The following is a 26,889-nucleotide window of genomic DNA, read 5'->3' on the forward strand; positions in this document are numbered from 1 at the left end:
TTTTTAATTCTTAATTTTTAATTGACTCTATGTGGTTATTACTTGCTTTCCTCTCTGCTGCCTTATTGGGATTTTACGATGTCTTCAAGAAGAAGTCGCTTCGTGACAATGCCGTACTGCCGGTGCTTTTCCTGAACACGCTGTTCTCAAGCCTTATATTTCTTCCTTTCATTCTGGTATCTGCCTTTGCGCCGTCGGTGTTGGGAGGTACGATGTTTGATGTTCCCGTGGTGGGGTGGGAGGTACATAAGTTCATTATTGTCAAGTCGTTTATCGTGCTTTCTTCCTGGATATTCGGTTATTTCGGGATGAAGCATCTGCCGCTGACCATCGTGGGACCGATTAATGCGACGCGTCCCGTAATGGTGCTTGTAGGTGCCATGCTTGTGTTTGGCGAACGCTTGAACCTTTATCAATGGATTGGCGTGCTGCTTGCCATAGTGTCCTTCTTCATGCTGAGCCGTTCGGGCAAGAAAGAGGGAATCGACTTCAAGCATAACAAATGGATTCTTTTCATCGTGCTGGCTGCCGTTGCCGGAGCTGTCAGCGGGCTGTATGACAAATATCTGATGAAGCAGCTCAACCCGATGCTGGTGCAGTCGTGGTATAATGTCTACCAAGTCTTTATCATGTGCCCCATCATCCTGCTGTTGTGGTACCCCAAGCGAAAAGAAAGTACCCCGTTTCGTTGGGACTGGACCATTATCTGTATCTCCATTTTCCTTTGTGCGGCAGACTTTGTCTATTTTTATGCCCTGAGCTATGAGGACTCCATGATTTCCATCGTTTCGATGGTGCGTCGTGGAAGCGTTGTTGTTTCCTTCCTTTTCGGTGCGCTTTTCTTCCGTGAAAAGAATTTAAAAAGCAAGGCTGTCGACCTCATTTTGGTGTTGATTGGAATGTTCTTCTTATATTTGGGGAGTAAATAAACAAGAGATATATGGCAGAAGACCTATATATAAATGCTGGTAGCAAGACAGAGAAATATCGCGCTTTGCTTCCTCAACTGAAAAATCTGCTGGCAGGTGAAGATGACTTGATAGCCAATCTGGCGAATGTTTCGGCGGCGCTGAAAGAGACTTTCCATTTCTTTTGGGTAGGCTTCTATTTGGTGAAGGGTGAAGAATTGGTGTTAGGACCTTTCCAGGGACCGATAGCTTGTACGCGCATCAGGAAAGGCCGCGGTGTTTGCGGCGCGGCATGGGATAGAGCCGAGACGTTGGTTGTGCCCGATGTGGATGCATTTCCCGGACATATAGCCTGTAGCTCGCTGTCGCGTTCGGAGATCGTGGTTCCGCTGAAGCGTGAGGACGGTGAAGTGTGGGGAGTATTGGATATTGACAGTGACGATTTGGGCGGTTTTGATGAAACAGATGCCCGTTTCCTTGAAGAAATGATTAAAATGTTATGATAAGAAAACTGAGTGCTTTTTTGATTTTGGCTTTCATCGGATGGGGGTATTTGCAGGCCCAGGAAGCCAAGACGTGTTTTAAGAATATGCCGGATTCTATATGTCCGTTGCTTAGCGCCGTGAACCGTGCGGATTTTATAGACTTTCTGGAAAGTAAGATGAAAGCTGAGGTGACCAACAGCTTTGGTGGTAAATCGGAAATGACGGAACTTTCTCCAGACTATATACATGTGAAGATGACGCCCCAGAGTTCATGGCAGATGAAGCTCTTGTCTATTAACGACAGTACGAAGGTGATTTGTGTGGTTGCTACGGTTTGTGCTCCGGCTTGCGACAGCCATGTCAAGTTCTATACGACAGACTGGAAGGAGCTGGTTGCTTCGTCCTACCTGCCGGCATTGCCCGTTCTGGATGATTTTATCGCTGAGGCCGCGGATACGGTGGATGTCTATGAGTATCAGGATGCCCGTCGCCAGGCCGACATGCTGCTGATGAAAGCGGACCTTTCTGCGAAGGATGCCACGTTGGCATTCACTTTTACCACGACCGATTACATGGGTAAAGAAGCGGCGGAGAAACTGAAACCGTTTGTCCGCCGTCCTATTGTTTATACTTGGAATCAAGGGAAGTTCGAGAAATCCTCTACTTCACTTTGATTCTGTCGAATCCCTCTCCATAGACTCCGATGACTGCACTTTGTGATACAAAGGCATTGGGGTCTATGTCTTTTATGAGCCGGAAAATGATGGTGGACTCCCGCTTCTTGGCCAGCACGAACAGCATTTTTATCTCTTTTCCCGTATAGAAGCCCGAGGCGTTGATGACCGTTGCACCTCTGTGAGGATATACCTGGATGTGCTTGGCTATCTCCTCATATTTATCGCTGATAATAAAGAATTGTACGGACTGGCGGGCACTGTTCACCACTTGGTCGAGCACGAAGCTGCATATGTATAGAGTAACGTAGCCATACACCACCTTTTCCCAATCTTTTAGAACAAAGTAACTGGACGAGATGATGATAAGGTCACATATCAACATGACTCTGCCCAGCGTGATGTCGCGGTACTTGTTGATTACGGCGGCAATGATGTCCGTGCCGCCAGTACTGCCGTTGTTGGAAAAGGCGATGCCGATGCCGCTACCGCAGAAGGAGGCACCGATGACACAAGCCATGAAAGGCTGGTCGTGCAGGAGGACAACACCCTCGGTCAGTTTCTGGATAATGGAAAGGAAAAAGGTCAGGGTGAATACGGCAAAGATTGTCTTTACGCTGAACTTCCATCCCAACACACGTAGGGCAAGCAATAGAAGCAGAAAATTGATGGCGAAGTACGTATATTGGACGGGAAATCCAGTGGCAAAATATACGATGGATGCAATGCCCGGTACGCCACCGGTAGTAATATCGTTGGGAAGCAGGAAGACTGTCCAGCCGATACCGTACAAGACCATGCCTAAGGCAATCATCAGATAATCCCGCAGTTCGCGCATAGTGTTCTGTCGGGAGGGAATATTTACTATTGTTTTCATTATAATTTTATGTGGTTGTGAAAATGCGGGGACAAAGATACTGCTTATTTGGGATATAATGTTGAAAAAAAAATGCAGATTTTTGCAACCAAACTTCATCTTTCTGCGTCTAATAAATAAAAAGAGGAGATTATGAATATGAAAATGAATTTTTCCATGAACGAGATTCGTCTTAAAGTAGAAGAGTATATAAAGAAAGGTGGCCGGGCAGCTGGTCGTCCAGTACTGACGGCTTATTATGTGATGACTGCAGACTCTACTCCGGAGAGTGAAAGGACAAATATCATGATTGCTTTGGTGGCCATTGTATTTCCTACCAGTATAGAAGACCTTTTGGGACAAGTCTTTATGGTAGGGAAGGGATTTGCCGCAGTTTATGCTTATAAGAAAGTGAAGAAATACATCACTCCACAGATAAAAGACAAGGTTGAAGCTAAATTGGATGAGTGGTTCCATGAGAATGTGACGGAGGTGGTGGAGCCACTTTATCTGGAATAGCAGTTCGCCACGGAGATTATGCTGATTTGTACGGATTGAATTCATATCGCGTATTTGTATCTGTGCGAATCAGCATAATCTCCGTGACGGACTGTTTATTGTTTTTTGCTCAAGAAGCGTTTAGCCAGATATTTCCGTACCGGTTCATCATAGAATTTCAGGCATAGATAGGCTAACAATATATTCCATGCATAGACGCATAAGGCAACCTGCCAAGTCTGCTCCAACGTGAAGAGCTGGTTCTTGATGAGCCATGCATAGAACAAGTACATAAATGGATAATGTATCACATAGACAGGATAGGATATATCTCCCAGGAACTTGCATATCTGGGTCGATTTCTTATCCGTTGTGGTACCGGAAGCTCCTAACCAGACAAGAATCGGAAAAGCTATGATGACACAGAACACTTCATAAATGCCATTTGTACAGACCGGCGCCGTACCTTCCAGATAGGGCACTGAGAACAAGGTAATCAATGCAATGGTGCATATCCAGAAAGCGCCTTTCACCTTAATGGGCTTGAAGTTGCGCGATAAAAGCATACCCATGGAGAAAGGGAAAAGCATCCTCAATAATCCTCCGATAAAGTTTATTCCGTCCAGTGTCCAACCTACTCCCATATTGCCATATCCGGAGACATCGAAGATGGCGAATGATGCCAATGCTATTCCCAGCAATATTGTCAGTACGGTCAGTGCTTTGTTTGACAATCGTCGGATGAACAAGGCATAAAGGATGTTGCCTATATACTCAAAGAACAATGACCAGCAAGGACCATTCAAGGGAAACATTTCGCCATTACCACGGACTTCATAGCCTGCTCCCGGCATTGCGGGAATAAAGAATATGGAGCAGAGAAGGGACAGCATAATCATTGATAGGGCAATATGTGTTCCGTCCCATTGTATGCATCCTTGAATGCAGAAGGTGATGGCGCCCAAAACAGCGCCCATAATTACCATCGGATGAAGACGTATCAGACGTCGCTTGAAAAAACTCTTCATGGTGAGGCTCCTGCCCCAACGGTCGTCATAAGCATACCCGATAACGAATCCCGATAGTATAAAGAAGAAATCTACAGCTAAATAGCCGTGGTTGAAGGTTTCGATAATGCCACCACCGGCAAAAGCGTAGCCTTCGAATATATGATACCATATAACCATCAAGGCTGCTACGCCACGGAGCCCGTCGAGAAGGTCATAATGTGCTTTGGTGTCTGAAAAGGCAGAAGATGAAATGTACGACATCTGTTTTTTCTGTTGTTTGGTTAATGTTTTCGGATGTCAAAGATACGCCATGCGAAGCGAAGTTCTTTTGCTTAAAAGCAAAAAAGAACGGTAATCTTCTATTTTTTTGCGCGTACCCGGCTGAGAGTATAGATGGAAATACCCAGGAAAGCTGCCACATATTTTAGCTTCACCCGATTTATCAGTCCGGGGTAACGGCGGTTAAATTGTTCATACCGCTCTTGGGGAGGCAGTTGGAGTCTTTCCACAAACATATGACTGAGCTCCTTGTTTACGTTCTGATGCAGTATTCTGCCCCAGTTGGCTATATCAATATATGTTTCGTAGAGAGCATTTAACTTGTCTATGTGGATAGTATAGATTTTGCAGTCCGAAAGAGTTTCAATGCTTTCTACCGACGGCTGCTGATAGTACAGTGAATCCATTCCGAAGGTTACATCACCTTCCTGGCTGAACCAAGTGGTGGTATCTTGTCCGTCGTGATGAAATACGGAACGGGTGACCCCTTCCTCAATGAAATAAATCAAACGGTCTGTTACTCCCGCTTGTACTATATAAGTTCCTTTAGGATAGTATCTTACCTGCATATTCGTCAAAAGTGCCTGAAGTGCTTCTTCGGAAACCGGATAAATCTGCCTGATTTTATGAATGATGTTGTTCATTGGAGGGGAACTTTTTATTCGTTTACAAACTTACATAATTTTATTAACTAAAACAGAACTTTGATATACAAATGTGTGCGTTGCCTCATAAGCGTTTATGGTATAATGGAATTTTTCTTGTAAAAGAGATGTTTGTTCTTTGAATATTGTATCTTTGTAGAAAACGGTAGCCTATGAATAAAATATTGGTAACATTATTGGCTCTAATCGGAGGCAGCTGCATTTCATTCGCACAGATGGAGACCGGAAGAATTTCCGATACAGCTGAGGATACATTGAGAATAGAAAATGAAATTGTCGCTGTTGATACCGGATTTTACCAGTCAGTAGTCCGCTATGATACGGTGCGCTATAATTTGAAAATGCAGAGTGTTTACAAAAAGGCTTTTCAACTAAAGAATGATGTTTTTGTGGAAAAGATGAAAGAGCCGTGGTTAGATGATATTCTCAGAAATATCTTATTTAAATAACCATGAATTTGTGCTTTGCGGCATTCGGTTGACTTCCAGGTTTAACTCACTCGGTTAAACCACACTAAATTCAGCATTCTCTAAAAACAAAAATCAGATAGAAATCTTGCGATAACTATCTGATTTTCTTAAGAGCGGAAGACGGGGCTCAAACCCGCGACCCTCAGCTTGGAAGGCTCTTTGATAATACTATTCAATTATTTGATTGTTAGTCTGTTAATTACTTCTTTAAAAGTCAATAGAACAACTATTGACCAACATTGGTAAGGTTTATACAATACCAATAGCAGCATTTAGTAATGCTAAGTTTCTTGTTTCTTTCTCATAACAATTTCTATTATTTTTAAATATCACATTTGCTCCAGAAGGTAGAGCCTAAAATAGCATAGTCCTCTTCAACACTCTTATCAACAAAGAATAGTTCAGAATAAGGATGTCCTTCATGCTCAAAGTTGAACTTTATAGCTTTACACCTTCTGAGTTTATTATCACTACACTTAACCACCTTACAACCCACTTCCCTATATACACCTTTGAAATGATAAAGTTTCAAAGGTTCTGGAAGAATAGGAAAAGCATCTTCACTTTCCCTCATCAGCTTCTCAACAGCCATTTGGTTAGCTTGATATTCTTCTTCTATTGCAGGATACTCCTCTTTAAAGAATTTCAAAAAATCAGGGTTAATAAGGTTATGCTTCATTTTGTTGTCAAGAAGAAATGTAAAGCCTAAGCCTTTTACTTGAATAAATACTTCTATTTCATCTTTTCTTGTAGTCATATCCATACAGCTTTTTGAACTTATCCTTTGCTTGTTCTTCAACTATATCATCTGGAATAAACTCTGCATATTCATCTGCTGATTTTATCTGCCTAACTATTTTGTCAAAGTGATAATCATCCCTGAGCTGTTGATTTTCCCTCTCATCTTCCTCATTAAGATTACCAGTGAGATGTCTTATCTTATAGTCTTGTTGCTCTATGGTTTTCCTATTAGATTTCATTTCTGCATATAGAAGTATTGCAGCTCCTACGGCAAGTATTGCTATGCCCTCAATCATTACATTTTACATTATAAGTTTCAAAATCTATAATCCATTTATTCTCTATAAGGAATTGTACTCCAAGTACTCCATGAATCTGTATTCCAGTTTCATCCTGCACTTGTTTTATAGCCTCAGAAGCATCCAAAACTGAAAAAGTGGAAGTATAATCTCTCCCTTCAAAATTGAATGTAGCTTCAATGATAGGGGTTTCTTTGTAGTGTCCCTCTATCCCCATTGTTCTATATGTTCCTTCAAGTAGCTTAAACTCACTCTTAAAATGTTCATATACAAAGTCAAATAGGGTGTTATGAGTAGCACCAGTATCAATCAAGAAACAAAGGTTATTTGTTTTTCCAGATGTCAGTATCAGTGGTAAACCTGCTTTTTGCAGACCAAATGTTAGTGGAAATTCCATAATTATCACATTATCTATTTGAATATGTTTGATGATTTATCAAGGTCTATTTATATAAGATTTTGTTATGGTAATATATTTAAAGATAGTATATCAAAACAATGTGTCCTCTTGTATATAGAATGTAGGATGTATCAAAAATTACTAGTAAAATTCATCCATGCACTACCATTGCCATAAATTCCATTTTGCTAATTCATTATAGAATTTCATGAGATAATGACACAATAATATATCTAATATATCATCATAAATTTTTGAATAGATTTTTATTTATATAATCAATCTCATAATAAATAGATACCACATCTTTCAATGCATCACTATAAAAACCATATACAAAAGCATATTGCTCATTAACATATGCTATGACATAAAATGCTTCTGATGATGTTTTGAAAGTAACTCTCTTAGCAAAACCATCATACTCAACTTTCTTTTGATACTGATACAATCGTTCTTGGTCAAAATCATCTTCTTTATTACTATAACTTGTTCGTATTATATAGTTGTTATCAGTAGTTTTCCATATTCGGATTATTGTATTTTTGTCATTGGGATGATGTGCAGTTACTAATAATTGCTTAGTTTGTGCAAAAATATTAATGCTAAAAAATAACATAAATACAGTAATAATAAGCTTAATCATTTTCATTGTTCTACTTTTTTGTAGTCATACTACAAAAAAGAAGGTGTGGTACTTTCCTGCTGAGTCCAAGGTATCACCACAACACCTACAATCACAAACAAGGAAAGCCCACACCTGATGGTATGAGCATTCACTCCCTTACTGCTGTGATTGTTAGTCTTCAAAGTGGTGATTTTAGGACTTCACAAGTAAGAAGCAAACACTTCTTTTTCTAATATGTCTTGTTAAACTTCTATTTCATTAGCAATCATTTGATTGTTTCTGTTGCAAAGTTAGGACTTTCCACAAATAAACAATCATTTGAAGGCTACTTTTAATAGGTCTCAATCCATATTAGTACCATAGGCATGAGCTTATTCTCTTATCTATCATTAAGGCTCTTGAAGTGGAAAAGTAATAATAACCTTCATATCCACCAGTGGCAAATGTACCATTTATTCTATTACATATCTCTGATTCTCATGTCTTTTCAAAATAAAAGCCCCAATTCCATGCTGGAACCGAGGCTTACAACAATAATAAACACAATACAAAGGCTGTTCACCTTTATCTCTCTTTAGCCATTATACACATGAATATCAATCCAATAGTGATATTCAAAATGCCTTTTACCATTATCTCCATGTTATAACCAGTTCAAATACCTTAGTACCCAACTACAGCCAGCTACTCCAGAAGGAAAAACAAGAAAAAGATGGAGGACATTTCATATCCAATCTTTCTTCCAAACTACCTTTTGGAGCTTATTTTCCAGTTCTCCATTCAGCCACCACAGAAAATACCCCTTGCTCACTTACTTCTTATATAAATATAACCAAGTAAATGTGAAGTGTCGAATTTTTATTTTTATTCCTATAAGGTACATTACAGTTTTTTTCGACACTACAGAATTTCCTAACATAATGGATAAATGGGAGCAGATACTCCAGAAGGAAATAGGAAATATAAGATTATTGTATAAACCATGAATATTCATTTTCTCCATACAGAGCCTTATTTAGCCCTTCTGTAAGCTGTGTGGCATTGAGTGACCTATCCAAGAAATTATCTATATAGCTGCTTTTATTGGCTCCAGTGAGCAAATTATATACATTCCACATAGATATGGCACTCTGATTCTCAGGAAGGGCAAAATTATCATCATTATAATATGATTTGGCTACAAGTCCTATCTGAGTATCTGTCATCAGCATTTGAGGAAGCCTTTTCTTCTGTTCAATTGGGAGATATTGGTATAATCTGCTCTTTCCCAAGAACTGGGCAAATTGGCTTTCAGTCATATAACTATCCTTATAAGCACTCATGTAGTATAGGTGCTTGGCTATATTATATTCTTGAAATAGCCTCATCACTGAACTAAATAAATCAGCAGTACTCATCACCTTTAACTCAGACTTGTAACCATCAGTTGAGACACACATATTACAGCATACTAAGTTCTTAAAGCCTATAAATACCTTGAATTTTTCTACTCCTTTCTTGCTGTATAGGTTCTCATGGTTATATGCCCTTACTCCACCAATAGTAAGATTCAATCTATTGCCCATTATATCTTCATGGATAGTGGGAATCTCAAAACAGAACATCATCCTCTCATAGTAAATGGTCTTGTCTGATTCAAGTAAATCCTTCACTGGTTTATGAATAGCTTCGGGTGTTCTGCCTTTAATGACATGGCTTACTCTGATTGCAGGTTCTTCAATCCTCTCATTGGGAAATATCTGATTGGCAGCTTCCCAAACAGTTTCAATAAATGAAGGGTGACTGATAGTTATCTCATTATCCTTACTGAATACTGGCACTACACATTCTTCCCTTAGATGCTGTATAGTGACTTCTTTGGTGTTGGCTTCTATAAAAGGTAATCTTTTGTTTTCCCTTCTGGAGCTGATAATTTCAGTCTCTATAGTTTCAACTGGGGTTTCAATCTCAAACTTTGGTTGATTGAATGTTTGCATCAACATATTAGTTCTGTGTACTGGCATTAACTGCATTGCTTCCATAATGTATAAAATTAGGATTATAGTTGATAATAGGTTTATTGCTCTCTTCTTGTAACTGCATCTTCTTCTGCATGAAATCTGATGTAAGTTGTTGATACCATTCTGGGTATTGGTGATAAATGGAGGTAAGTTCTTCAATGGTTTTAGCCTGATTTATTTTCTGCCTTATCATATCCAAGTTTACTCCATTATTACACCAATCCAGTATTATTTGCCCAGTAGTGGGTGTAATAGTAAAGTCTGGTTTACCCATGAATAGACTTGTTCTATCCTTTGATGCAATGGCTTGATGCTTCATATTAATATCAAGGACTATGGTAAATTCATAGTCTATTCCATCCCTCATGACAGCCTTTAAGCCCACTTTCTCAGGAATTATCTTGCCATTTTTTTCACTAAGAACATAATCCTGCTTACACCTCATGGTACAAATAACATGGCTTGGAGATTGTAGAATCTTCTGCATGAAGGCATTAATTCTTGGTGTAATCTTCTGCCAATTAGTGAATGAATTGCCTTGTAGGTTAGCATGGTATTCCAGAAGGTTATCCCAACATTGAGAAATGCTGTCTATGATTATCACCTCCATTTTAGCCTCTTCACATATCTTTATAGCTTCAATATAAGTCTCAGGTGTGAAGTTGTCTTGAAGGGGTAATACATTGTAATTACCTAAACTGGCATACAAATCAGCACTCCCATTTTCACTATCAATAATGGCAATTTTGGTCCAGTCATTTGTCAGACCATAGGCTAATAATAGTGCAGAATAGGTCTTTCCTGAACCTGCACAGCCTTGTAGGGCAAGCTTTATCTTAGCCTGCTTCTTTGATGATACTCTTAAATTTAACATGACTATATTCTATTAATGATTAACTACTTAGAAAAAAAGGCAGTCAGACTATTAATCCAACTGCCCTTCTGGAGCTTTTTTATTAGTTTCTATAGAGTTGCCAATGTAGTAGCCCCTCCTTCCCCTTTCTGATGTAACAGAAGGAATATATCTCCAGTTTCAGCAGAGCATACTTCTGAAATGACTGGTATTGTCAGCTCTCCAGTCTCCACCTTCCTTGAACAAGCTCCAGTTTCAAAGCCATAGACAAAGAAACACTTGCCAGTGTGTTCATTTCTTTTCACTTCAATCTTTTCCACATTGTGCTGTGCTTTAAATTCAGCTACACTCATTGTTTTTAAGAACTTCAAGTTTCTTTCCATAATTGTAAATTTATTATTGTTGTAGGGGGGGACCATCCCCACCCTGAATGATGGGGTAGGTGATTGGTTGGAGTGCATAACACTCATGGCTCCAGAAGAGAAAAAAATAAAAAAATAATTTTGAATAGTTTTTTCAAGTCAGTAAAAACAGTTATACATTACTACTTATAAACATAGTAATACTGTTGCTTATCTTTGTAAACATACATACTTTTAGGAACATCTTCACTTATGGCTGCCATTTCTAACCAATTTTCATAGTTTATATGTCCTAACCAAGATACACATAACATATAGTCATGAGGATAATCTTCACTTTCTGGATTCTCAGGAACATCTTCAAGTTTTTTCAAATAATCCTTATTTATGAGTGATTTTCTTATTTTATAAAAGGTGCTTTTTTTCACTTTAATTTTTTCCTCCCAAAATTTCCATGACATAGTAAGGTTGAAAGAATTATTCACAGTATTACAATATAGTGCAATGATGAATCCTTTCTCTTCTGAAGTTAAATCTGTATTTTCTAATACTTCCTTCTGAATTATTCTAAAATTAGTTTGTGGGTGTGGCAGAAAATATCTTTTTCTTTTAAGTCCTTCTTGAGTAAAGAACTCTATTCTATCGCAGAAACCACTTTTTTCTAACCTTGGCATAAAGTTATCTTTTATATAACTAAAGGATTGTTTTGTAATATCTGCTATTTGGAGATAGGTTGAGTCAGTTGAATAGTTTGAGTTGGCTGTAAAGTATAAGCCTATTAAAGTATATAAATCATTTGGAGAAAACAAACTACTAATTCTATTGGGTATTACAGTATAATTTTTCATATCTTATTTTCATGAGTCCATATTTTATGTGATACTATAATACCTACCTTAATCTTTTGTATTATAGTATCGCATAAAATATAGACAATTGTAAATCCAGTTTTGCTAAAGATAAATATGAGAAGAAAACAATCTCTCCTTTAAGGAATATATAAAGATATGAAAAAATATTGACTTACACAAATTATTTAACAGTTTATTATGTTGATAATCAGGATTTAAGGATTAAAAAATCTTAATAAATTATTTTCTTCTGGAGCAATTCTATCCTTATGCTCTTTTAATTGTAGAGGATTTTCCCCTCTAATAACATATTGATTCCTTGGTCTATCAGTCTTATACATGCTTTTAAAGAGGCTTATATACTTTCTGGGCATTAGTACCTTGTGCAGATGATATTTGACTATAGGAACTAATATAGCTTGTATTTCAGGGGAAGATAATGTTTGATTTACAGAAAAAGACTCCCTTATAGCTTTTTTGAAAGGGTGTTCTTCTGCTAAAGCCCAATACATTACAGCATTATTGAGATTTTTAAAGGCTACATCATTGTCAGTTCTAATCTCCCAAAGTTGGTTTAATAGGCTATCCAAATCAACATACTTATATAGTCTACCAAATCTCTCAAGAAATATTCTCTTATTTCTTTTACTCTGCCTAATACATGTCTTTAAAGTATTGTCATTTAAACTACCTATTGCAGCCAATGTATTAATTTCAGTAATAGCCTCTTGTATGTAACTATCTGCAAGTTCTCCTTGCATGGCTTTGTTTTCATCTTCAAGAGCCATTTGTTGCTGGCTTATATCATAATTTATAGAGTTGTATTGAGCTATGTTGGCACATTTATCTAAAGCTTCTTTCATCTTCTCAGGTAGGAAATATAGTCCTCTATATAACTCCATTCTCTCAACTAAATAATCTATATTCAGATAGGCAGGCACATACTCACCACATATGTTTCTCCTAATTAAATTTATAGGTTCATCATTGCTTATCCTCTCTTGTGCTTTATCCTTTATAGCCTCTTTTACAATAGAGAATAGGTTTGTAAGTGTATAGTCTCCTTGGCTAATGTCATCAGCAGCAGTAATAAGCCTTAAAACTTTATTAGCTTTTCTTACAAGAGAATTTGGATAGGTTCTCATATCTTCTACCAATGCATAATCTTTGGTATTATAAACAATAGTGTCACTTAGTATCTTATACTCACCTCTACATCTTCCATATATTTGTGTCATTCTATCTAAGGTTAACATAGAATAGTCTCTTCTGGAGTCTGATACTGTTATTAGATGATAATTGTCTGATATGTCTATTCCAGTAAAGTAGCAACAAGTGGCAAAATTAATTCTATTTGGCAATACATCATTACTATCTAATTTGGCTGCATAATATTCTCCTGCTTCTTTAATAGATGCCTCACTACATAGTATTGCACATTCCTTTTTCACTTCTTCTTCAAGAGAAGATATGATATTTTGAATCTGTAGAATGGAGTTATATGCAATGAATATTTTCTCATTTGGGTGAGATTTAATCTCATTTATCACTACTTGGATAATGTTATTGGTATGAAGTAGTTTAATATTTCTTTTCTTTTCCCATTGCCATGAAATAGGAAATAGACATTCCTTCTTTAAAAGGGAATTGGTAAACTCTTTCATAGTAGCTGTAACCATGCACCTATTCTTGGGAGGGAACAACAGATAATAATCAATCACATCTTCCAGATGAGGTCTGTAGTTACTATCAGATTGAAGGACATCTATTTCATCAATTATTAGAAAGTAGTCCTTATAATTCTCTTCTTTTATTAATTTCAGTAACCTACCTAAACTATCTGCTACTACCAACAGCTTCTTATATCCTTCCTTCTGGAGATACTCTATTATCTCTTGGTCTGTTGTCCTTTCCTTTTCATCCTTTATTTCACTTCCTATATATAAAGTTTTGGGGTGCTTTTTACATTTGGAGAAAGCCAGTGCTTTTGTAGGAAGGACTATAATTGAATTTCTATTTGAGTTTATTTCAAGGGTAGTAGCACCTACTCCAGGAATCTGTTTGTTTACTATGCCATGTGGCATCTTATCAATGTAAAAAGATAGATTAAAGTTACATTGAACCTCTTCATACTTTGAAAAATCTCCATATAATAATCCTTCAAGACTATCAATTCTTGTATCTGGTGATATTTCTTTGATTTCTTCGGAATTTCCATCTATTGAATATACAATCTGTGGAGCATCATATAAATCTCCATAAGTATTATACAATGGGGTAGTATTTTCCATATCTCACTTAGTTTAAGTTTATAATAAAATAACAAAGTGAGCAAAAATAGTAAAGAATCTCCATAATCCAATAAACCATAGAGATTCTTTTAAACCTACTTACTTCTGGAGACCACTGCCAAACACATATTTAAGAACTTTAGAATTAGCTTCATTCTCAATCTTAAAGTCTCTTTCAATGTATATATCTGTGACTTTCATTGCTTCATCTATATGGTTGAGGGCTGAATGGACTGTGTATTTGTCTATGCCTACTTTGTTGACTGCTAAAGTAGCCCATGAGTGTCTTGCTGCATAGTACTCCAAATCATCTATTTTCAAAAGTTTTCCAATCTCTTTGAGTCCTATATTTATAGCCTTATTGAAGTTGCCAGCAGTTGAATAAGTATGATAGAAATTAAATATTCTATTTTTTGTTTGGTCTTGGTATTTTTCCATTAGTGGTTGAAGAATAGGGGGAACTATAACTTTCATTTTGGCTTTATCTAATCTTCTGTCTTTGGTTTTACTTCTGTAGTAGGTGATTGCTTTTCCTTCCAGTGTAGAGCAACTGTATAAGTCTATTGAGTTCATTCCCATCAGGCAGAAAGATATAATGAAGCAATCTTTGGCTAAATTATATGGGCATTTCTTCTCTTTTCCTGTGTTGTTGTATTGATAAGGTAATTCCCATATCTTTTTGATGGCTTCTGCTGGTATGGCTCTCTTTCTTGTAGCCTCTTGCTTAGGTATTTCTAAGTTATCAAAAGGTGAATTGGGCACTAAGATGATATTTCTATCATAGTCATTATATCTTTTTTTGACTTCATTGTATAGATGTCTGAGGCATCCAATATATAAAGAGAGCATTCTGTTGGAAGGTATTCGTTTTCCATGTTTCTTTAATTCCTCAATTCTTTGGGCTCTTTTTAATTGTAGATAGTTCATGAAATCTTTTAATAGCTTTTTAGTTATTTGGTCTGTATCCAAGTGTTCTTTTCCAAGATAAGTGATGAAAGCATTAATAGATGTCTGGTAGTTGGCTTTTCCTTTTAATTGAGTAGTTTCCAACCACTCTTTTGAGAACTGAATGAAATCTATGGTAGTCTTTCTTTCATTTTTAACCTTGATGCACTCTATTATATCATTTAAGCTGTAATTAGCTGTTTCCAATGGGAGGGAAGCACATAATTCTTGATATTGCCTAACAATATTATTTGCTTCCTTAATAAACTTGGGATTCTTTATTTTGAATGCCTTGGTGAGGTCTTCCTTCCTTACATAGATAGAAGTAGGCAGTCTTTTGACTTCTCTCTTATAAGTCATTCTGATTTTGACATTATACGTACCATCACTCTTTTGTTTGCCTTTTAATACTTCGGCTTTGATTGTTATCATATCTATTGTTTTTTTGGGAACAACAATAGACCAACAATGATATAATTTATAGTATAATAAAAGGGTTCTCCAAAGAGTTTGTATAAAAGAAAAAGGATTAATAATCTATTGATTATCAATCCTTTCTTAAGAGCGGAAGACGGGGCTCAAACCCGCGACCCTCAGCTTGGAAGGCTAATGCTCTATCAACTGAGCTACTTCCGCAATTTTTTGTGGGCAAAGATGGATTCGAACCACCGAAGGCGTAAGCCAGCAGATTTACAGTCTGCCCCATTTGGCCACTCTGGTATTTGCCCCTTTTGCACTTAAGATTCTATCTCAATTCTCTCATTGAGTAGGTTTGTTTCTCAATTGCGGTGCAAAGATACGACTATTTTTGTAAACTCCAAGCAAAATCTATCATTTTTATTGCAGTAATTGCACATTCGTCTCCTTTATTACCTAGTTTGCCACCGGCGCGGTCTTCTGCTTGCTCCATAGTATTGGTAGTAATTAATCCGTAAATTACTGGTACATCGCCACTTGCGTTTAATTGGGTAATTCCTTGGGTAGCACCCATGCAAACATAGTCAAAATGTGGAGTATCTCCTCTGACTACACAACCAATTGCAATAACTGCATCGACTTCACTGTATTCGATAAGTTGGTTGGCACCGAAAGTCAGTTCAAAACTGCCGGGTACTGTTTTTACCAGGATATTTTCATCTTTGGCTCCATGTTTTTTTAAGGTGTCTATGGCACCTTTTAGGAGAGCACCGGTAATATTATAATTCCACTCAGATACAACGATGCCGAATTTCATTTTTTCCGCGCTGGGTACAGAACTGAAATCGTAGTCTGAAAGATTGTGATAAGCTGTTGCCATAAATAAGGAATTAAGAATTAAAAATTAATAATTGAAAATTAAAGGGAGAGGGGAGATAAAAGAGGCACGGACTACACGGATTCACGGCTATTGTGTCTTTCCGTGTTTTCCGTGTAATCCGTGCCTGAGATGTTTTTATAATAAGGTATATTACTTCTTCAACAGTTTGGCTTGTTCGATATACTTGTCAATATCCATTGCCTGATATGAACGGAAGTATTTATCCTTGATAGTGGTATACGCCTGAATTGCATCGTCATATTTACCTTGCTTTACCAGGATTTCTCCGGCTTGCAGCAGGTAGATGGGGCTGAGGGAGTTGTTGTCGGCTTCGTTGGCGGCTTTCAGCAGCATAGAAGCGGCTTTGTCCAGTTGGCCGAGCTGCGCATAGCAGTTACCCATAGCACCTTTCATGGCAGGAGCTACCATTTGGTCGTCTCCGTCAAAGCTGTCCAATGCTTTCACTGCTTCGTCATATTTGCCGAGGTGTGCATAGCAGAGACCCATATAGGCTTTTGCAAGATTGGCTGCTTTTGTGCCGCTGTATTCGTCTGCCACTTTTACAAATCCGGCAAAACCGATGCTGTCACCGTTCAGTGCTTGTGCATAAGCGTCTGCTTCGAAGTATTCTTGTCCTTTGAATAAGGCAGCTTGTGCTTTTTCTTCACGGGGGTCTGCATAAAGGTTCTTGTACATCACTACACCGGCAATGATGATGATTACTGCTACTACAGCGCCGATGATTGCTTTTTTGTTCTTAATGAAAAAGGCCTCCGATTGTGTCAGTGCATCCTCCACGTTTAAGGCTTCATTCGTCTTTTTTTGTTCTGCCATTTTTATATAATCTTTTTGTTATTATTCTTATTTATCTATTTCGACCCGCAAAAGTAAGTTTTTTATAGCTATCAACGAAATTTAGCAGCATCTTTTTTTGTATTGTATCAGAAAACGCTGAAATTATTTCTACTTTTCAATAAGCCGGGCTTCACCTCTGTGTTAAAAATAAGCAGGCTTATTTTGTACTGCTTTTGGTTTTGCATTATCTTTGTAACCGAACTCATCGTTACTATAATGATACTGAAACGTATATCTATACTCAATTATAAGAACTTGGAGCAGGTAGAGCTTACATTCTCGCCCAAGTTGAACTGCTTTTTCGGACAGAACGGCATGGGGAAAACGAACCTGCTGGATGCGGTGTATTTCTTGTCTTTCTGTAAAAGTGCCGGTAATCCCATTGATTCCCAGAATATCCGCCATGATGCCGACTTCTTTGTTATTCAAGGGTTTTATGAGGCTGCCGATGGGACTCCTGAAGAAATCTACTGTGGTATGAAGAGGCGCCAGAAGAAACAGTTCAAGCGAAACAAGAAGGAGTATACGCGTTTGTCAGACCATATCGGCTTCCTGCCTTTGGTCATGGTTTCGCCTGCCGATTCGGAGTTGATAGCAGGAGGCAGTGATGAACGCCGACGTTTTATGGATGTGGTTATCTCGCAGTACGACAAAGAGTATCTGGATGCTTTGATACGATACAATAAAGCTTTGGTGCAGCGGAATACCTTACTGAAGAGTGAACAGCCGGTGGAGGAAGAGCTCTTTCTGGTTTGGGAGGAGATGATGGCGCAAGCCGGCGAAGTGGTGTTCCGCAAACGTGAGGCCTTTATCCGTGAGTTTATTCCTATTTTCCAGTCTTTCTATTCATTCATTTCGCAAGATAGGGAGAAGGTGGGATTAAGCTATGATTCCCATGCCCGCGATGCCTCTTTGCTGGAAGTACTGAAGGAAAGCCGTGTACGCGACCAGATTATGGGCTATTCATTGCGCGGTGTGCACAAGGACGAGCTGAATATGCTTTTGGGAGATTTCCCCATCAAACGTGAAGGATCGCAGGGACAGAACAAGACTTATCTGGTAGCGTTGAAGCTGGCACAGTTTGATTTCCTGAAACGTACCGGGACCACTGTTCCCTTGTTGTTGCTGGACGATATCTTTGACAAACTGGATGCCTCGCGTGTGGAGCAAATCATCAAGTTGGTGGCAGGCGACAGTTTCGGACAGATTTTTATAACCGATACCAACCGCGAACACCTGGACCGTATTCTGCATAAAGTGGGCAGTGATTATAAGATGTTCCGTGTGGAGCAGGGAATAGTTGCTGAGATGAAGGAGGAAGAGGCATGAAGCGAAATAATGCCGAACAGATAGGTGAGCTTATCCGTCATTACCTCAGGCAGGAAAGTCTGGAGTCTCCGCTGAATGAACGGCGGCTTATCAGTGCGTGGCCCGAAGTGCTGGGCCCTACTATTGCCTCCTACACCCGTGAACTTTATATAAAGAACCAGGTACTTTATGTACACCTCACTTCTGCTGCCCTGCGCCAGGAGCTGATGATGGGGCGTGAGTTGCTGGTGCGCAACTTGAACCGTCATGTGGGGGCTCAGGTCATAACGAATATCATATTCAGATGAGCATCCTCAGCTCATCTATTCTTTCAATCTTCAGTTCTTTCAATCTTCAGTTCTTTCAATTCCTGGACTGCCCGGTCATAATACATCGGAGTTTCCAAATCCTTGTTGTCATGCGCATCCAGTCCGATGATAGCTGTACAGCCTTCATTGGCAGCGATTCGCCAGAATTCCGGGCATGGGTAGGTGGATAAGCTGTGCGCTTCATTGTAGGCTACATAGCCTATATTGTATTCCAACGGGACATTCAGGCGTGCAGCAGTGCGGCAGATGTGCCGGCTGATGGTAGTGCAATGGTGGTCGAATCTCGGATAGGAACGCATGAACAAGTCCGGATGGGCAAGGCAAGAGAATAATCCGCTTTCCATACCTTCGATGGCGCTCTCTTCGTAAAGGTCGAGCATATCGCGGCTGTCCGTATGATGGCCGAAGTAGGGGAACTTTTCATCAGTGTGGTAGTGATGGTTTCCGAAGATGATATAGTCCAGTTGGTACTTCTTGATTTGTTCTTTCAGCCAATGGATATATTGGGGGAAGTATTCACATTCAAGTCCTATTCTGATGTCTATCCGGTCGTGGTATTTCTCACGGAGCGTCTTAAGACTCTCCACGTAGCCGGGAAGCTCTTCGGGGAGCATCCGCATGTCGGCTACGTAGTCAGTACGGTATTTCCAGGGAGTGTGGTCCGAAAATCCGAGTATCCGGTAACCGCCTTTGATGGCACTGAGCACATAGTCTTCATCATCTCCGGTGGCATGCATGCAGCGTGTGGTGTGCGTGTGATAATTAGTTTTCATTGCGTTATGATTTCATCCATGCGTATATCAAACGGTTCCGCAGGAACTTCTTCTACGAGTTGAAACGGGAAACAGATGCCGGCTTTGTAGGCTAATGGGATGCGGGGCAGAAGCCGGTCGTAGTAACCTTTACCGCGCCCCAGACGGTTGCCGTTACGGTCGAATGCGACACCGGGAACTACTATGAAGTCAATGTCTGCATAGTCGGTAAATAGCTCGCCGGTTGGTTCTTCAATGCCGTATGCGCCGGGTTTCAGGTCTTCCGGTCCGGTGTACAGCCGCAGTTCCAGGTCGTCGCCTACAACTACCGGAAGCAGTATTCGCTTTTCGCGGCTCCACTTCCGGATAAATTCGTGTGTGTCCACTTCGTCTTTGAGAGAGTGATAAAGCAGTACGGTTGTTGCCGCCCTGAAAGCAGGATGTGCCTCGAGGGCGGCAAGTATTTCAGCAGACTGACGCGTAGTGGAAGAGCTGTGTCGGGTCTTCAACAAAGCTACCTGCCTGCGCAGTTCTTTTTTCCTTTCCATCATCTTTTGTATCCTCTATGATTGGTGTCGCTTCCGGGGCTTTGGGGAATGCCTCGCCACGTTCCAGAATATCCAATGCCTTCTTGACGGTAGCATCGCTCTGGTTGATGTAGCGGATGTATTGCTCCCTTCCCAGTATGTTATAGATAATGTTGCCGTAAAGGCTTCTTTCCAGTAGCTTGTAAGACTTGTGTATAAGCAGGTTGCGCCGCTTTACTCCCTTGGAGTCTGCAAAACGCACAAACTGTTCCACAATACCCTGATGGCGAAGGTACTTCAACAAGTCTTCTTCATTGTCGTATTCACTCAATTTCGTGCGGTTGCGGTCGGTATACTGGAAGCTGAATTGCAGAATCAGTCCCTTGTTGCTTACTTCTATCAGGTAAGAAGATACTCCGGTGGTGTCTTGCGGAACGAATACGTCCGGCATAATGCCACCGCCGCCGTATACGGGTCTGCCCAAGCCGGTAGAGTAACGTAGGTTTTCGTCCAGTTTGATACTGTCTTTGGAGAAGAACTCGCCGTGTTCGTAACGGGTAATCCAGTCCATTTCGTATTTGCTGTCCTTACCGTTCTCATAGGGACGCTGGATGCAACGGCCCGATGGGGTGTAATAGCGGGCAATGGTCAGGCGGATGGCGGAACCGTCGCTGAAGTCGATGGGTTGCTGTACGAGTCCCTTGCCGAAGGAACGGCGTCCTACAATGGTCCCGCGGTCATTGTCCTGAATGGCGCCCGCAAAGATTTCGCTGGCCGAAGCGGAGCCTTCATTCACCAATACTATCAGCGGCAGCTTCTGGCAACTGCCGGTGCCGTTGGCATATTCCTCCATACGGGGATATTTGCGGCCGTGGGTATACACTATCAGCTTTCCTTCCGGCAGGAATTCGTTCACCATGCGCGTGGCGGCTTCCATGTATCCTCCGGTATTGTCGCGCAGGTCGATAATCAGGCCTTTGCATTTCTCGTGGCTCAGTTGGGCAATCGCATTCAGCAGCTCCACGTGTGTGGTGCGTCCGAATTTGCTGATTTGTATATAGCCATAGTCATCATCGAGCATATAGGCTGCATCAATGGTGTTTTGCGGGATGTCACCGCGTGTGATGGTGAAGTCGAGCAACTCCTTTTCCGTGGCACGCTTGACGCCTAACTTCACTTGGCTTCCTTTCGGACCTTTCAGGTTGCGCATAGCCTTTTCGTTTGTCAGGCCTTTGCCTGCAAAAAGACTGTCGTTGACCATCACAATGCGGTCGCCTGCCATCAGGCCCACTTTCTCGGACGGTCCGCCGGGAATCACGCTGTTTACGTGTATCGTGTCTTCCTGAATGGTGAACTGGATGCCTATACCGCTGAAGCTGCCTTCAAGTTCGGAATTAACCTCCTCCAGTTTCTGTGCGGGGATGTAGGTGGAGTGGGGGTCGAGTTCCGCCAATATCTGTGGCATGGCCTTCTCTACCAAATCGGTCATGTTGACGGTATCCACATACTGGTCGTCAATAACACGCAGCAAGGCATTCAGCTTGTTGGACGAGCTATTGATGATTCCCAGTTTATTACCGGCAAAATGCCTGGCATAAAACGTTCCGATAAGGATTCCCGCGACTACGCTGATTGCGATGATAAGCGGCATAAAGCGGGAAGTATTTTTTGTACTCATGATGTTTATTTACTATTAGACTATTTACAATTTACTATTTGGCTGCACATGCAATTTTCAACTTTCTATTATCCATTATCCATTGAAATAAATACCACCTCGATGCCTGCCCGTTTCAAAAGTTCGATACCATCTTCCAGGCGGTATTTCTCGGAGTAGACCACCCGTTTGATGCCTGCCTGGATAATCAGTTTGGCACATTCTATGCATGGGGAGGCGGTGACGTACATGGTGGCACCGTTACTGCTGTTGTTTGAACGGGCTATTTTGGTAATGGCATTTGCTTCGGCATGGAGCACGTATGGTTTGGTGACGTTGTTCTCATCTTCGCACACATTCTCAAAACCGGAAGGAGTACCGTTGTAGCCGTCGGAGATAATCATCTTGTCTTTTACAATCAGTGCACCGACCTGGCGGCGTTGGCAATACGAATTTTCGGCCCAAATGCTTGCCATACGTATATAACGCCTGTCCAATGCTTCTTGTTTGTCTTTTGTAGAATCGTCCATCATATTTATGTTTTATCGTTGCGGGGTGAATCCCATGACTCTGGTTGTCGGTCCGTCTTTAAAATAGAGGGTCAGTGAATTGGCATCCCCTTCATACTTGTACACATTTTGCAGTCCGGAGATGAATGTCTTGGCCAGTGCATCGCTCTCTGCGGACCCCGTAACCTTTACGCTGATGCTGAGCGAGCCTGAAGCTCCGTCGGCTTTCCAAGTGCCGTTGACGCTTGAGTTGATGCCTTGTCCGTTGACGGTGGTGCCCATCAGTTCTCCATCCAGTTCGGTACCTTCAAAATTGAGGGTGAAGGTACTTTTCTGATTATATAGCTTGTCCAGACTCTTCTTCATCTCTTCCTCATTGTTGTTCCAAAGGTTTGGATAGAATTGGGCATTGCTGCCTTTATTGGTGAGTCGGCTGAGCTTCCATGTCTTCCCGGTGAATATCCCGACAACATCGTCTTCATTGTCGCAACCGCTTAACAGGGGAAGCAACGACAACATGAGCAGTATGCAACAGATGTTCCTTATAAGTCTCTTCATTTCTTTATTCCATTTCTGATTAATAATGCGTCGATTGTAGGCTCTTGTCCGCGGAAGCGTTTATAGAGCGTCATCGGATGTTCCGTTCCACCTTTGGAAAGGATATTCTCTCGGAAGGAGGCGGCAGTCTCAGGGTTGAAGATGCCCGTCTGCTTGAATAGCGAGAATGCATCTGCATCCAGCACCTCTGCCCACTTATAACTATAGTATCCGGCAGAATATCCTCCGGAAAAGATATGGGAGAATTGTGTGCTCATGCAGGCTTCTGCCACAGAAGGCAGAATCTGTGCTTTTTCCCAAGCCTTCTTTTCATAGGCTTTCACGTCACCTTCAAACGGGGTGTTACGTGTGTACCAAGCCATATCAAGCAGGCCGAAGCTAACCTGGCGGAGGCAGGCGTATGCCGCGTTGAAGTTGGAGGAATCCACAATGCGCTGTACCAGTTCGTCCGGTATCAGTTCACCGGTTTGGTAATGGCGGGCAAACGTATGCAGGAATTCCTTTTCGATAGCGAAGTTCTCCATGAATTGGGAGGGGAGTTCCACAAAGTCCCAATACACATTGGTCCCACTCAGGCTTCCGTAGGTGGAATTGGCAAACATACCATGCAGGCTGTGTCCGAATTCGTGCAGGAAGGTTTCTACTTCACCGAAGGTCAATAGGGCGGGTTTGTCTTGTGTCGGTTTGGTGAAGTTCATCACGATGGATATGTGGGGACGGCTGTTCTCGCCGGTCTTCTCGTCAATCCACTGCTCCTTGTAGCTGGTCATCCAGGCTCCCGAGCGCTTGCCTGCCCGGGGGTGGAAGTCGGTATAGAACACAGCCAGGAATTTTCCGTCTTTGTCGAATACCTCGTAGGCGTCCACATCCTTGTGATAAACGGGAATATTTGGGTTCTTCTTGAAGGTGATGCCATACAGTCTGGTTGCCAGGCTGAATACACCTTCCTTCACGTTGTTCAGCTCAAAGTAAGGGCGGAGCAGCTCATCGTCGATATTGAACTTCCGGTCTTTCAGTTTATGGGAATAGTACGCCCAGTCCCACGGCATCACGACGAAGTCTTCTCCTTCCGCTTGGCGTGCCAGGGCTTGCACTTCTGCATATTCTTGTTTGGCGGTAGGCGTGTAAGCCTCCAGCAGTTGGTCCAGCAGCTTATACACGGACTCACTGTTTTGTGCCATGCGCTCCTGGAGGTTGTATTCGGCGAAGTTGTCATAGCCTAGGAGTTGGGCAATCTCCATACGGACATTGGCCAGTTTCTTTACAATTTCCAGGTTATTGCTGGCGTTGTCATGCGTACACTTCGTATTGTAGGCCATATATAGCTCACGGCGCAGGTCACGGCTGTCTGCGTAGGTCAGGAAAGGGCCATAGCTGGGAGCCTGCAAGGTGAATACCCAGCCTTCGACGCCTTTTTCCCCGGCTGTCTCTGCAGCGGCTTCTACCGCGCTCTCGGGTAGCCCGGCCAGTTGTGACTTGTCGGTGATGACAAGCTTGTAGTCGTTCGTTTCTTTCAGGTTGTTTTCACTGAACTGCAGCGTCAGCAGACTGAGCTCTTTGCATAAAGCCCGGTATTTCTCCTTGGCTTCTCCCTGGAGGTTGGCTCCATTGCGTACAAAGCCATTGTAAATATCTTCCAGCAGCTTGTGCTGTTCCGGGTTCAGCGTCTCTTTGTCTTGCTGCTCGTAAACCGCTTTGATGCGTGCAAACAGCTCTTCGTTCAGGCTGATGTCGTTTTCATGCTCGCTCATCATAGGCATGATTTCCTTGGCCAGTTCCTGCAGGTCATCGTTCGTTTCTGCGCTGAGCAGATTGCCGAATACGGTACCGACACGGTGGAGCATTTCGCCGGACTTCTCATAGGCCAGCACTGTGTTGGCAAATGTCGGGACTTCCGGATTGCGGATGATGGCATCTATTTCCGCATTCTGGCGGCGGATGCCTTCGTGGATGGCGGGTACATAGTCTCCGGTCTTAATCTTGTCGAACGGGACAGTGCCGTGTGGCGTGGAGTATGTTTCAAAAAAAGGATTTTGAGACGATATAGTGTTCATAAAGCAAAGCAATATTAGAGTTAGTATAATCTTCATCATCATTAAAGAAGCTGATAAAAAACGTACTAGCTGCAAAATTGCAAAAAAAATAGGCGACTTCTGCAGAAGCCACCTATTTTTTATTATTTTCTAACTGTATATTAGCAGTTAACTGATGCCATGTGAGCAATCAGGTCAAGAACCTTGTTAGAATAACCGATTTCGTTATCATACCAAGATACAACCTTAACGAAAGTATCAGTCAAAGCGATACCAGCCTTAGCGTCGAAGATAGAAGTGCGAGTGTCACCCAAGAAGTCAGAAGAAACAACTGCATCTTCAGTGTAACCCAGAACACCCTTCAATTCGCCTTCAGAAGCTTCCTTCATGGCAGCGCAGATTTCAGCGTAAGTAGCGGGCTTAGCCAAGTTAACTGTCAAGTCAACTACAGATACGTCCAAAGTCGGAACACGCATAGACATACCAGTCAGTTTACCGTTCAATGCCGGGATAACTTTACCTACAGCCTTAGCAGCACCGGTAGAAGACGGGATAATGTTGCCAGAAGCAGCACGACCACCTCTCCAGTCTTTCATAGAAGGACCGTCAACTGTCTTCTGAGTAGCAGTTGTAGAGTGAACAGTAGTCATCAAACCGTCAGTGATACCCCATTTGTCGTTCAATACCTTAGCGATAGGAGCCAAGCAGTTAGTAGTACAAGAAGCGTTAGATACGAATTGAGTACCCTTAACGTAAGTCTTTTCGTTAACACCGCAAACGAACATCGGAGTGTCGTCCTTAGAAGGAGCAGACATTACAACATATTTTGCGCCAGCTTCGATGTGAGCTTGAGCTTTGTCTTTGCTCAGGAACAAGCCAGTAGATTCAACAACGTATTCTGCCTCTACTTCGTTCCATTTCAAGTCAGCCGGATTTTTTTCTGCAGTGATGCGGATAGCCTGACCGTTAACGATCAATTTGCTGTTTTCAACGTCAGCTTCGATAGTACCGTCGAATTGACCGTGCATAGTGTCATACTTCAGCATGTAAGCCAAGTAGTCTACCGGGCAAAGGTCGTTGATACCTACGATCTGAATATCGTTTCTCTTCATTGCAGCGCGGAATACGAAACGTCCGATACGTCCGAATCCATTAATACCTACTTTAATCATTTTGTTTAAACTTTTAAGGGTTTTATAATGTTTAAAAATAAACTTTCGCTTACTAATTGCATTTCTTTCTGATTTGCGGTGCAAAAGTAAGAAAATGTTTTTATATTCGTAACCAAAATCATAATTAAATAATTGAAAAGATGGGAAAAAGTTCATTTTTACAGGAATTTAAGGCTTTTGCCATGAAGGGCAATGTGATAGACATGGCCGTCGGTGTGATTATCGGTGGGGCATTTGGAAAAATCGTCTCTTCCATCGTGGCAGATGTGATTATGCCTCCTATCGGGTTACTGGTGGGCGGTGTCAACTTTACAGACTTGAAGTGGGTGCTGAAACCTGCCGAAATGGTGGATGGGAAAGAGGTTGCTGCCGTGACCTTGAATTACGGTAATTTCTTGCAGGTCACTTTCGACTTTCTGATTATAGCATTCTCTATCTTCATGTTTATAAAGTTGTTGACCAAACTGACTGAAAAGAAGAAAGAAGAGGCGCCTGCCGTTCCTCCGGCTCCCCCCGTACCGAGCAAGGAAGAGGTGCTGCTGACCGAAATCCGTGACTTGCTGAAAGAAAAGTAATATCGAAGCAGAACTTCATAATGTGGTTAATGTGCCGGTTGGCATATTAATTACATTGGTACCTTTAACTCTTCCCGACACTGCCGGAAACTGTTCCTTTTT

The 26,889-nt window shown here is 41.3% G+C and carries 30 protein-coding genes and 2 tRNA genes; 8 read left to right on the forward strand and 24 right to left on the reverse strand.

The genetic code is table 11. The features are described from left to right. Positions 1 to 29: 29 nt before the first annotated feature. Genes JXR92_RS07735 through JXR92_RS07745 form a run of 3 tightly spaced genes read left to right on the forward strand, consistent with a single transcriptional unit; the run spans position 30 to position 2,067 of the window. Positions 30 to 929 carry a DMT family transporter gene (locus JXR92_RS07735; protein WP_057282020.1) on the forward strand — a complete coding sequence of 300 codons (900 nt, stop codon included), beginning with the start codon at positions 30 to 32 and terminating at the stop codon, positions 927 to 929. Between the two features lie 11 nt (positions 930 to 940). Continuing rightward, positions 941 to 1,411, forward strand: coding sequence for a GAF domain-containing protein (locus tag JXR92_RS07740; RefSeq protein ID WP_016272604.1), 471 nt, complete (start codon positions 941 to 943; stop codon positions 1,409 to 1,411). Further along, entirely contained in the window at positions 1,408 to 2,067 is a 660-nt protein-coding gene (locus JXR92_RS07745) for a DUF3256 family protein (RefSeq protein ID WP_005823657.1), read from the forward strand. Before JXR92_RS07740 ends, JXR92_RS07745 begins: the two co-directional genes overlap by 4 nt. Here JXR92_RS07745 and JXR92_RS07750 read toward each other — a convergent pair. After that, complete coding sequence (locus JXR92_RS07750) at positions 2,054 to 2,944, reverse strand: YitT family protein (protein WP_005835428.1); 891 nt, start codon at positions 2,942 to 2,944, stop codon at positions 2,054 to 2,056. The genes JXR92_RS07745 and JXR92_RS07750 overlap by 14 nt on opposite strands. Positions 2,945 to 3,076: 132 nt before the next feature. Between JXR92_RS07750 and JXR92_RS07755 the strand changes: the two genes are divergently transcribed. Further along, complete coding sequence (locus tag JXR92_RS07755) at positions 3,077 to 3,442, forward strand: hypothetical protein (RefSeq protein ID WP_117599436.1); 366 nt, start codon at positions 3,077 to 3,079, stop codon at positions 3,440 to 3,442. Positions 3,443 to 3,537: 95 nt separating this feature from the next. On the opposite strand, the gene JXR92_RS07760 is transcribed toward JXR92_RS07755, so the two are convergent. Beyond that, positions 3,538 to 4,692, reverse strand: coding sequence for an acyltransferase family protein (locus JXR92_RS07760; RefSeq protein WP_119961259.1), 1,155 nt, complete (start codon positions 4,690 to 4,692; stop codon positions 3,538 to 3,540). A 98-nt stretch (positions 4,693 to 4,790) separates the two neighbouring features. Beyond that, a complete protein-coding gene (locus JXR92_RS07765) occupies positions 4,791 to 5,354 on the reverse strand; it encodes a Crp/Fnr family transcriptional regulator (protein WP_117599438.1) in 564 nt (187 codons plus the stop codon). Between the two features lie 173 nt (positions 5,355 to 5,527). Between JXR92_RS07765 and JXR92_RS07770 the strand changes: the two genes are divergently transcribed. Next, positions 5,528 to 5,824: a hypothetical protein gene (locus JXR92_RS07770; RefSeq protein ID WP_117599439.1), complete on the forward strand. Its 297-nt coding sequence runs from the start codon at positions 5,528 to 5,530 to the stop codon at positions 5,822 to 5,824. A gap of 343 nt (positions 5,825 to 6,167) precedes the next feature. On the opposite strand, the gene JXR92_RS07775 is transcribed toward JXR92_RS07770, so the two are convergent. The 14 genes from JXR92_RS07775 to JXR92_RS07840 form a co-directional block, all read right to left on the reverse strand. Next, positions 6,168 to 6,608, reverse strand: a complete 441-nt coding sequence (locus JXR92_RS07775; RefSeq protein WP_138345073.1) for a hypothetical protein — start codon at positions 6,606 to 6,608, stop codon at positions 6,168 to 6,170. Next, positions 6,583 to 6,882: a hypothetical protein gene (locus JXR92_RS07780; RefSeq protein WP_138345075.1), complete on the reverse strand. Its 300-nt coding sequence runs from the start codon at positions 6,880 to 6,882 to the stop codon at positions 6,583 to 6,585. The genes JXR92_RS07775 and JXR92_RS07780 overlap by 26 nt, the downstream gene beginning before the upstream one ends. Then, the gene (locus tag JXR92_RS07785; RefSeq protein WP_138345077.1) at positions 6,875 to 7,282 is read right to left on the reverse strand and encodes a pepsin/retropepsin-like aspartic protease family protein; all 408 of its coding nucleotides are present in this window, start codon (positions 7,280 to 7,282) and stop codon (positions 6,875 to 6,877) included. Before JXR92_RS07785 ends, JXR92_RS07780 begins: the two co-directional genes overlap by 8 nt. 247 nt (positions 7,283 to 7,529) lie before the next feature. Continuing rightward, entirely contained in the window at positions 7,530 to 7,937 is a 408-nt protein-coding gene (locus tag JXR92_RS07790; RefSeq protein WP_138345079.1) for a hypothetical protein, read from the reverse strand. Between the two features lie 944 nt (positions 7,938 to 8,881). Further along, entirely contained in the window at positions 8,882 to 9,934 is a 1,053-nt protein-coding gene (locus JXR92_RS07795) for a DUF3871 family protein (RefSeq protein ID WP_138345081.1), read from the reverse strand. Beyond that, positions 9,897 to 10,787 carry an AAA family ATPase gene (locus JXR92_RS07800; protein ID WP_138345083.1) on the reverse strand — a complete coding sequence of 297 codons (891 nt, stop codon included), beginning with the start codon at positions 10,785 to 10,787 and terminating at the stop codon, positions 9,897 to 9,899. Before JXR92_RS07800 ends, JXR92_RS07795 begins: the two co-directional genes overlap by 38 nt. 89 nt (positions 10,788 to 10,876) lie before the next feature. Further along, positions 10,877 to 11,149, reverse strand: a complete 273-nt coding sequence (locus tag JXR92_RS07805) for a hypothetical protein (protein ID WP_004289510.1) — start codon at positions 11,147 to 11,149, stop codon at positions 10,877 to 10,879. Positions 11,150 to 11,310: 161 nt separating this feature from the next. Beyond that, on the reverse strand, positions 11,311 to 11,976 hold the full coding sequence (locus JXR92_RS07810) for a hypothetical protein (protein ID WP_138345086.1): 666 nt from the start codon (positions 11,974 to 11,976) through the stop codon (positions 11,311 to 11,313). Positions 11,977 to 12,194: 218 nt separating this feature from the next. Further along, the gene (locus JXR92_RS07815; RefSeq protein WP_138345088.1) at positions 12,195 to 14,270 is read right to left on the reverse strand and encodes a DEAD/DEAH box helicase; all 2,076 of its coding nucleotides are present in this window, start codon (positions 14,268 to 14,270) and stop codon (positions 12,195 to 12,197) included. A gap of 99 nt (positions 14,271 to 14,369) precedes the next feature. Beyond that, the gene (locus JXR92_RS07820; protein ID WP_138345090.1) at positions 14,370 to 15,647 is read right to left on the reverse strand and encodes a phage integrase SAM-like domain-containing protein; all 1,278 of its coding nucleotides are present in this window, start codon (positions 15,645 to 15,647) and stop codon (positions 14,370 to 14,372) included. Positions 15,648 to 15,778: 131 nt separating this feature from the next. Next, a tRNA-Gly gene (locus tag JXR92_RS07825) sits at positions 15,779 to 15,851 on the reverse strand. A gap of 9 nt (positions 15,852 to 15,860) precedes the next feature. Beyond that, positions 15,861 to 15,943: transfer RNA gene (locus tag JXR92_RS07830), tRNA-Tyr, on the reverse strand. 74 nt (positions 15,944 to 16,017) lie between these two features. Further along, positions 16,018 to 16,512 carry a 6,7-dimethyl-8-ribityllumazine synthase gene (gene ribH / locus JXR92_RS07835; RefSeq protein WP_005823623.1) on the reverse strand — a complete coding sequence of 165 codons (495 nt, stop codon included), beginning with the start codon at positions 16,510 to 16,512 and terminating at the stop codon, positions 16,018 to 16,020. A 150-nt stretch (positions 16,513 to 16,662) separates the two neighbouring features. Next, positions 16,663 to 17,346, reverse strand: a complete 684-nt coding sequence (locus JXR92_RS07840; RefSeq protein WP_057282025.1) for a tetratricopeptide repeat protein — start codon at positions 17,344 to 17,346, stop codon at positions 16,663 to 16,665. A 237-nt stretch (positions 17,347 to 17,583) separates the two neighbouring features. On the opposite strand from JXR92_RS07840, the gene recF reads away from it, so the two are divergent. Continuing rightward, a complete protein-coding gene (recF, locus tag JXR92_RS07845) occupies positions 17,584 to 18,696 on the forward strand; it encodes a DNA replication/repair protein RecF (protein ID WP_117966027.1) in 1,113 nt (370 codons plus the stop codon). Further along, positions 18,693 to 18,983 (forward strand): DciA family protein, encoded by a 291-nt coding sequence (locus tag JXR92_RS07850; RefSeq protein ID WP_005823615.1) that lies wholly within the window; start codon positions 18,693 to 18,695, stop codon positions 18,981 to 18,983. Before recF ends, JXR92_RS07850 begins: the two co-directional genes overlap by 4 nt. A gap of 23 nt (positions 18,984 to 19,006) precedes the next feature. On the opposite strand, the gene JXR92_RS07855 is transcribed toward JXR92_RS07850, so the two are convergent. The 7 genes from JXR92_RS07855 to gap form a co-directional block, all read right to left on the reverse strand. Beyond that, positions 19,007 to 19,777 (reverse strand): histidinol-phosphatase, encoded by a 771-nt coding sequence (locus JXR92_RS07855; RefSeq protein WP_138345092.1) that lies wholly within the window; start codon positions 19,775 to 19,777, stop codon positions 19,007 to 19,009. Then, the gene (locus JXR92_RS07860) at positions 19,774 to 20,304 is read right to left on the reverse strand and encodes a 5-formyltetrahydrofolate cyclo-ligase (protein WP_119961254.1); all 531 of its coding nucleotides are present in this window, start codon (positions 20,302 to 20,304) and stop codon (positions 19,774 to 19,776) included. The genes JXR92_RS07855 and JXR92_RS07860 overlap by 4 nt, the downstream gene beginning before the upstream one ends. After that, entirely contained in the window at positions 20,222 to 21,961 is a 1,740-nt protein-coding gene (locus JXR92_RS07865; RefSeq protein WP_117601145.1) for a S41 family peptidase, read from the reverse strand. The genes JXR92_RS07860 and JXR92_RS07865 overlap by 83 nt, the downstream gene beginning before the upstream one ends. Positions 21,962 to 22,029: 68 nt before the next feature. Beyond that, positions 22,030 to 22,470: a dCMP deaminase family protein gene (locus JXR92_RS07870; RefSeq protein ID WP_022401703.1), complete on the reverse strand. Its 441-nt coding sequence runs from the start codon at positions 22,468 to 22,470 to the stop codon at positions 22,030 to 22,032. A 12-nt stretch (positions 22,471 to 22,482) separates the two neighbouring features. Next, positions 22,483 to 23,007 (reverse strand): DUF4847 family protein, encoded by a 525-nt coding sequence (locus JXR92_RS07875; protein WP_138345094.1) that lies wholly within the window; start codon positions 23,005 to 23,007, stop codon positions 22,483 to 22,485. After that, positions 23,004 to 25,061: a M3 family metallopeptidase gene (locus tag JXR92_RS07880; RefSeq protein WP_138345095.1), complete on the reverse strand. Its 2,058-nt coding sequence runs from the start codon at positions 25,059 to 25,061 to the stop codon at positions 23,004 to 23,006. The genes JXR92_RS07875 and JXR92_RS07880 overlap by 4 nt, the downstream gene beginning before the upstream one ends. Positions 25,062 to 25,201: 140 nt before the next feature. Continuing rightward, positions 25,202 to 26,212 carry a type I glyceraldehyde-3-phosphate dehydrogenase gene (gap, locus tag JXR92_RS07885; RefSeq protein WP_117601142.1) on the reverse strand — a complete coding sequence of 337 codons (1,011 nt, stop codon included), beginning with the start codon at positions 26,210 to 26,212 and terminating at the stop codon, positions 25,202 to 25,204. Between the two features lie 140 nt (positions 26,213 to 26,352). Here gap and mscL point away from each other — a divergent pair, with 140 nt between their 5' ends. Then, complete coding sequence (mscL, locus tag JXR92_RS07890) at positions 26,353 to 26,787, forward strand: large-conductance mechanosensitive channel protein MscL (protein ID WP_117601141.1); 435 nt, start codon at positions 26,353 to 26,355, stop codon at positions 26,785 to 26,787. The last annotated feature ends 102 nt before the right edge of the window (positions 26,788 to 26,889 follow it).

The organism is Bacteroides parvus, from assembly GCF_017309675.2.
Lineage (GTDB): Bacteria > Bacteroidota > Bacteroidia > Bacteroidales > Bacteroidaceae > Bacteroides > Bacteroides uniformis.

Bases quoted from the DNA above. Each gene is read 5' to 3' on its own strand.
- JXR92_RS07735 (WP_057282020.1), top strand. From the start codon at position 30: ATGTGGTTATTACTTGCTTTCCTCTCTGCTGCCTTATTGGGATTTTAC.
- JXR92_RS07740 (WP_016272604.1), top strand. From the start codon at position 941: ATGGCAGAAGACCTATATATAAATGCTGGTAGCAAGACAGAGAAATAT.
- JXR92_RS07745 (WP_005823657.1), top strand. From the start codon at position 1,408: ATGATAAGAAAACTGAGTGCTTTTTTGATTTTGGCTTTCATCGGATGG.
- JXR92_RS07750 (WP_005835428.1), bottom strand. From the start codon at position 2,944: ATGAAAACAATAGTAAATATTCCCTCCCGACAGAACACTATGCGCGAA.
- JXR92_RS07755 (WP_117599436.1), top strand. From the start codon at position 3,077: ATGAATATGAAAATGAATTTTTCCATGAACGAGATTCGTCTTAAAGTA.
- JXR92_RS07760 (WP_119961259.1), bottom strand. From the start codon at position 4,692: ATGTCGTACATTTCATCTTCTGCCTTTTCAGACACCAAAGCACATTAT.
- JXR92_RS07765 (WP_117599438.1), bottom strand. From the start codon at position 5,354: ATGAACAACATCATTCATAAAATCAGGCAGATTTATCCGGTTTCCGAA.
- JXR92_RS07770 (WP_117599439.1), top strand. From the start codon at position 5,528: ATGAATAAAATATTGGTAACATTATTGGCTCTAATCGGAGGCAGCTGC.
- JXR92_RS07775 (WP_138345073.1), bottom strand. From the start codon at position 6,608: ATGGATATGACTACAAGAAAAGATGAAATAGAAGTATTTATTCAAGTA.
- JXR92_RS07780 (WP_138345075.1), bottom strand. From the start codon at position 6,882: ATGATTGAGGGCATAGCAATACTTGCCGTAGGAGCTGCAATACTTCTA.
- JXR92_RS07785 (WP_138345077.1), bottom strand. From the start codon at position 7,282: ATGGAATTTCCACTAACATTTGGTCTGCAAAAAGCAGGTTTACCACTG.
- JXR92_RS07790 (WP_138345079.1), bottom strand. From the start codon at position 7,937: ATGAAAATGATTAAGCTTATTATTACTGTATTTATGTTATTTTTTAGC.
- JXR92_RS07795 (WP_138345081.1), bottom strand. From the start codon at position 9,934: ATGGAAGCAATGCAGTTAATGCCAGTACACAGAACTAATATGTTGATG.
- JXR92_RS07800 (WP_138345083.1), bottom strand. From the start codon at position 10,787: ATGTTAAATTTAAGAGTATCATCAAAGAAGCAGGCTAAGATAAAGCTT.
- JXR92_RS07805 (WP_004289510.1), bottom strand. From the start codon at position 11,149: ATGGAAAGAAACTTGAAGTTCTTAAAAACAATGAGTGTAGCTGAATTT.
- JXR92_RS07810 (WP_138345086.1), bottom strand. From the start codon at position 11,976: ATGAAAAATTATACTGTAATACCCAATAGAATTAGTAGTTTGTTTTCT.
- JXR92_RS07815 (WP_138345088.1), bottom strand. From the start codon at position 14,270: ATGGAAAATACTACCCCATTGTATAATACTTATGGAGATTTATATGAT.
- JXR92_RS07820 (WP_138345090.1), bottom strand. From the start codon at position 15,647: ATGATAACAATCAAAGCCGAAGTATTAAAAGGCAAACAAAAGAGTGAT.
- ribH (WP_005823623.1), bottom strand. From the start codon at position 16,512: ATGGCAACAGCTTATCACAATCTTTCAGACTACGATTTCAGTTCTGTA.
- JXR92_RS07840 (WP_057282025.1), bottom strand. From the start codon at position 17,346: ATGGCAGAACAAAAAAAGACGAATGAAGCCTTAAACGTGGAGGATGCA.
- recF (WP_117966027.1), top strand. From the start codon at position 17,584: ATGATACTGAAACGTATATCTATACTCAATTATAAGAACTTGGAGCAG.
- JXR92_RS07850 (WP_005823615.1), top strand. From the start codon at position 18,693: ATGAAGCGAAATAATGCCGAACAGATAGGTGAGCTTATCCGTCATTAC.
- JXR92_RS07855 (WP_138345092.1), bottom strand. From the start codon at position 19,777: ATGAAAACTAATTATCACACGCACACCACACGCTGCATGCATGCCACC.
- JXR92_RS07860 (WP_119961254.1), bottom strand. From the start codon at position 20,304: ATGGAAAGGAAAAAAGAACTGCGCAGGCAGGTAGCTTTGTTGAAGACC.
- JXR92_RS07865 (WP_117601145.1), bottom strand. From the start codon at position 21,961: ATGAGTACAAAAAATACTTCCCGCTTTATGCCGCTTATCATCGCAATC.
- JXR92_RS07870 (WP_022401703.1), bottom strand. From the start codon at position 22,470: ATGGACGATTCTACAAAAGACAAACAAGAAGCATTGGACAGGCGTTAT.
- JXR92_RS07875 (WP_138345094.1), bottom strand. From the start codon at position 23,007: ATGAAGAGACTTATAAGGAACATCTGTTGCATACTGCTCATGTTGTCG.
- JXR92_RS07880 (WP_138345095.1), bottom strand. From the start codon at position 25,061: ATGAACACTATATCGTCTCAAAATCCTTTTTTTGAAACATACTCCACG.
- gap (WP_117601142.1), bottom strand. From the start codon at position 26,212: ATGATTAAAGTAGGTATTAATGGATTCGGACGTATCGGACGTTTCGTA.
- mscL (WP_117601141.1), top strand. From the start codon at position 26,353: ATGGGAAAAAGTTCATTTTTACAGGAATTTAAGGCTTTTGCCATGAAG.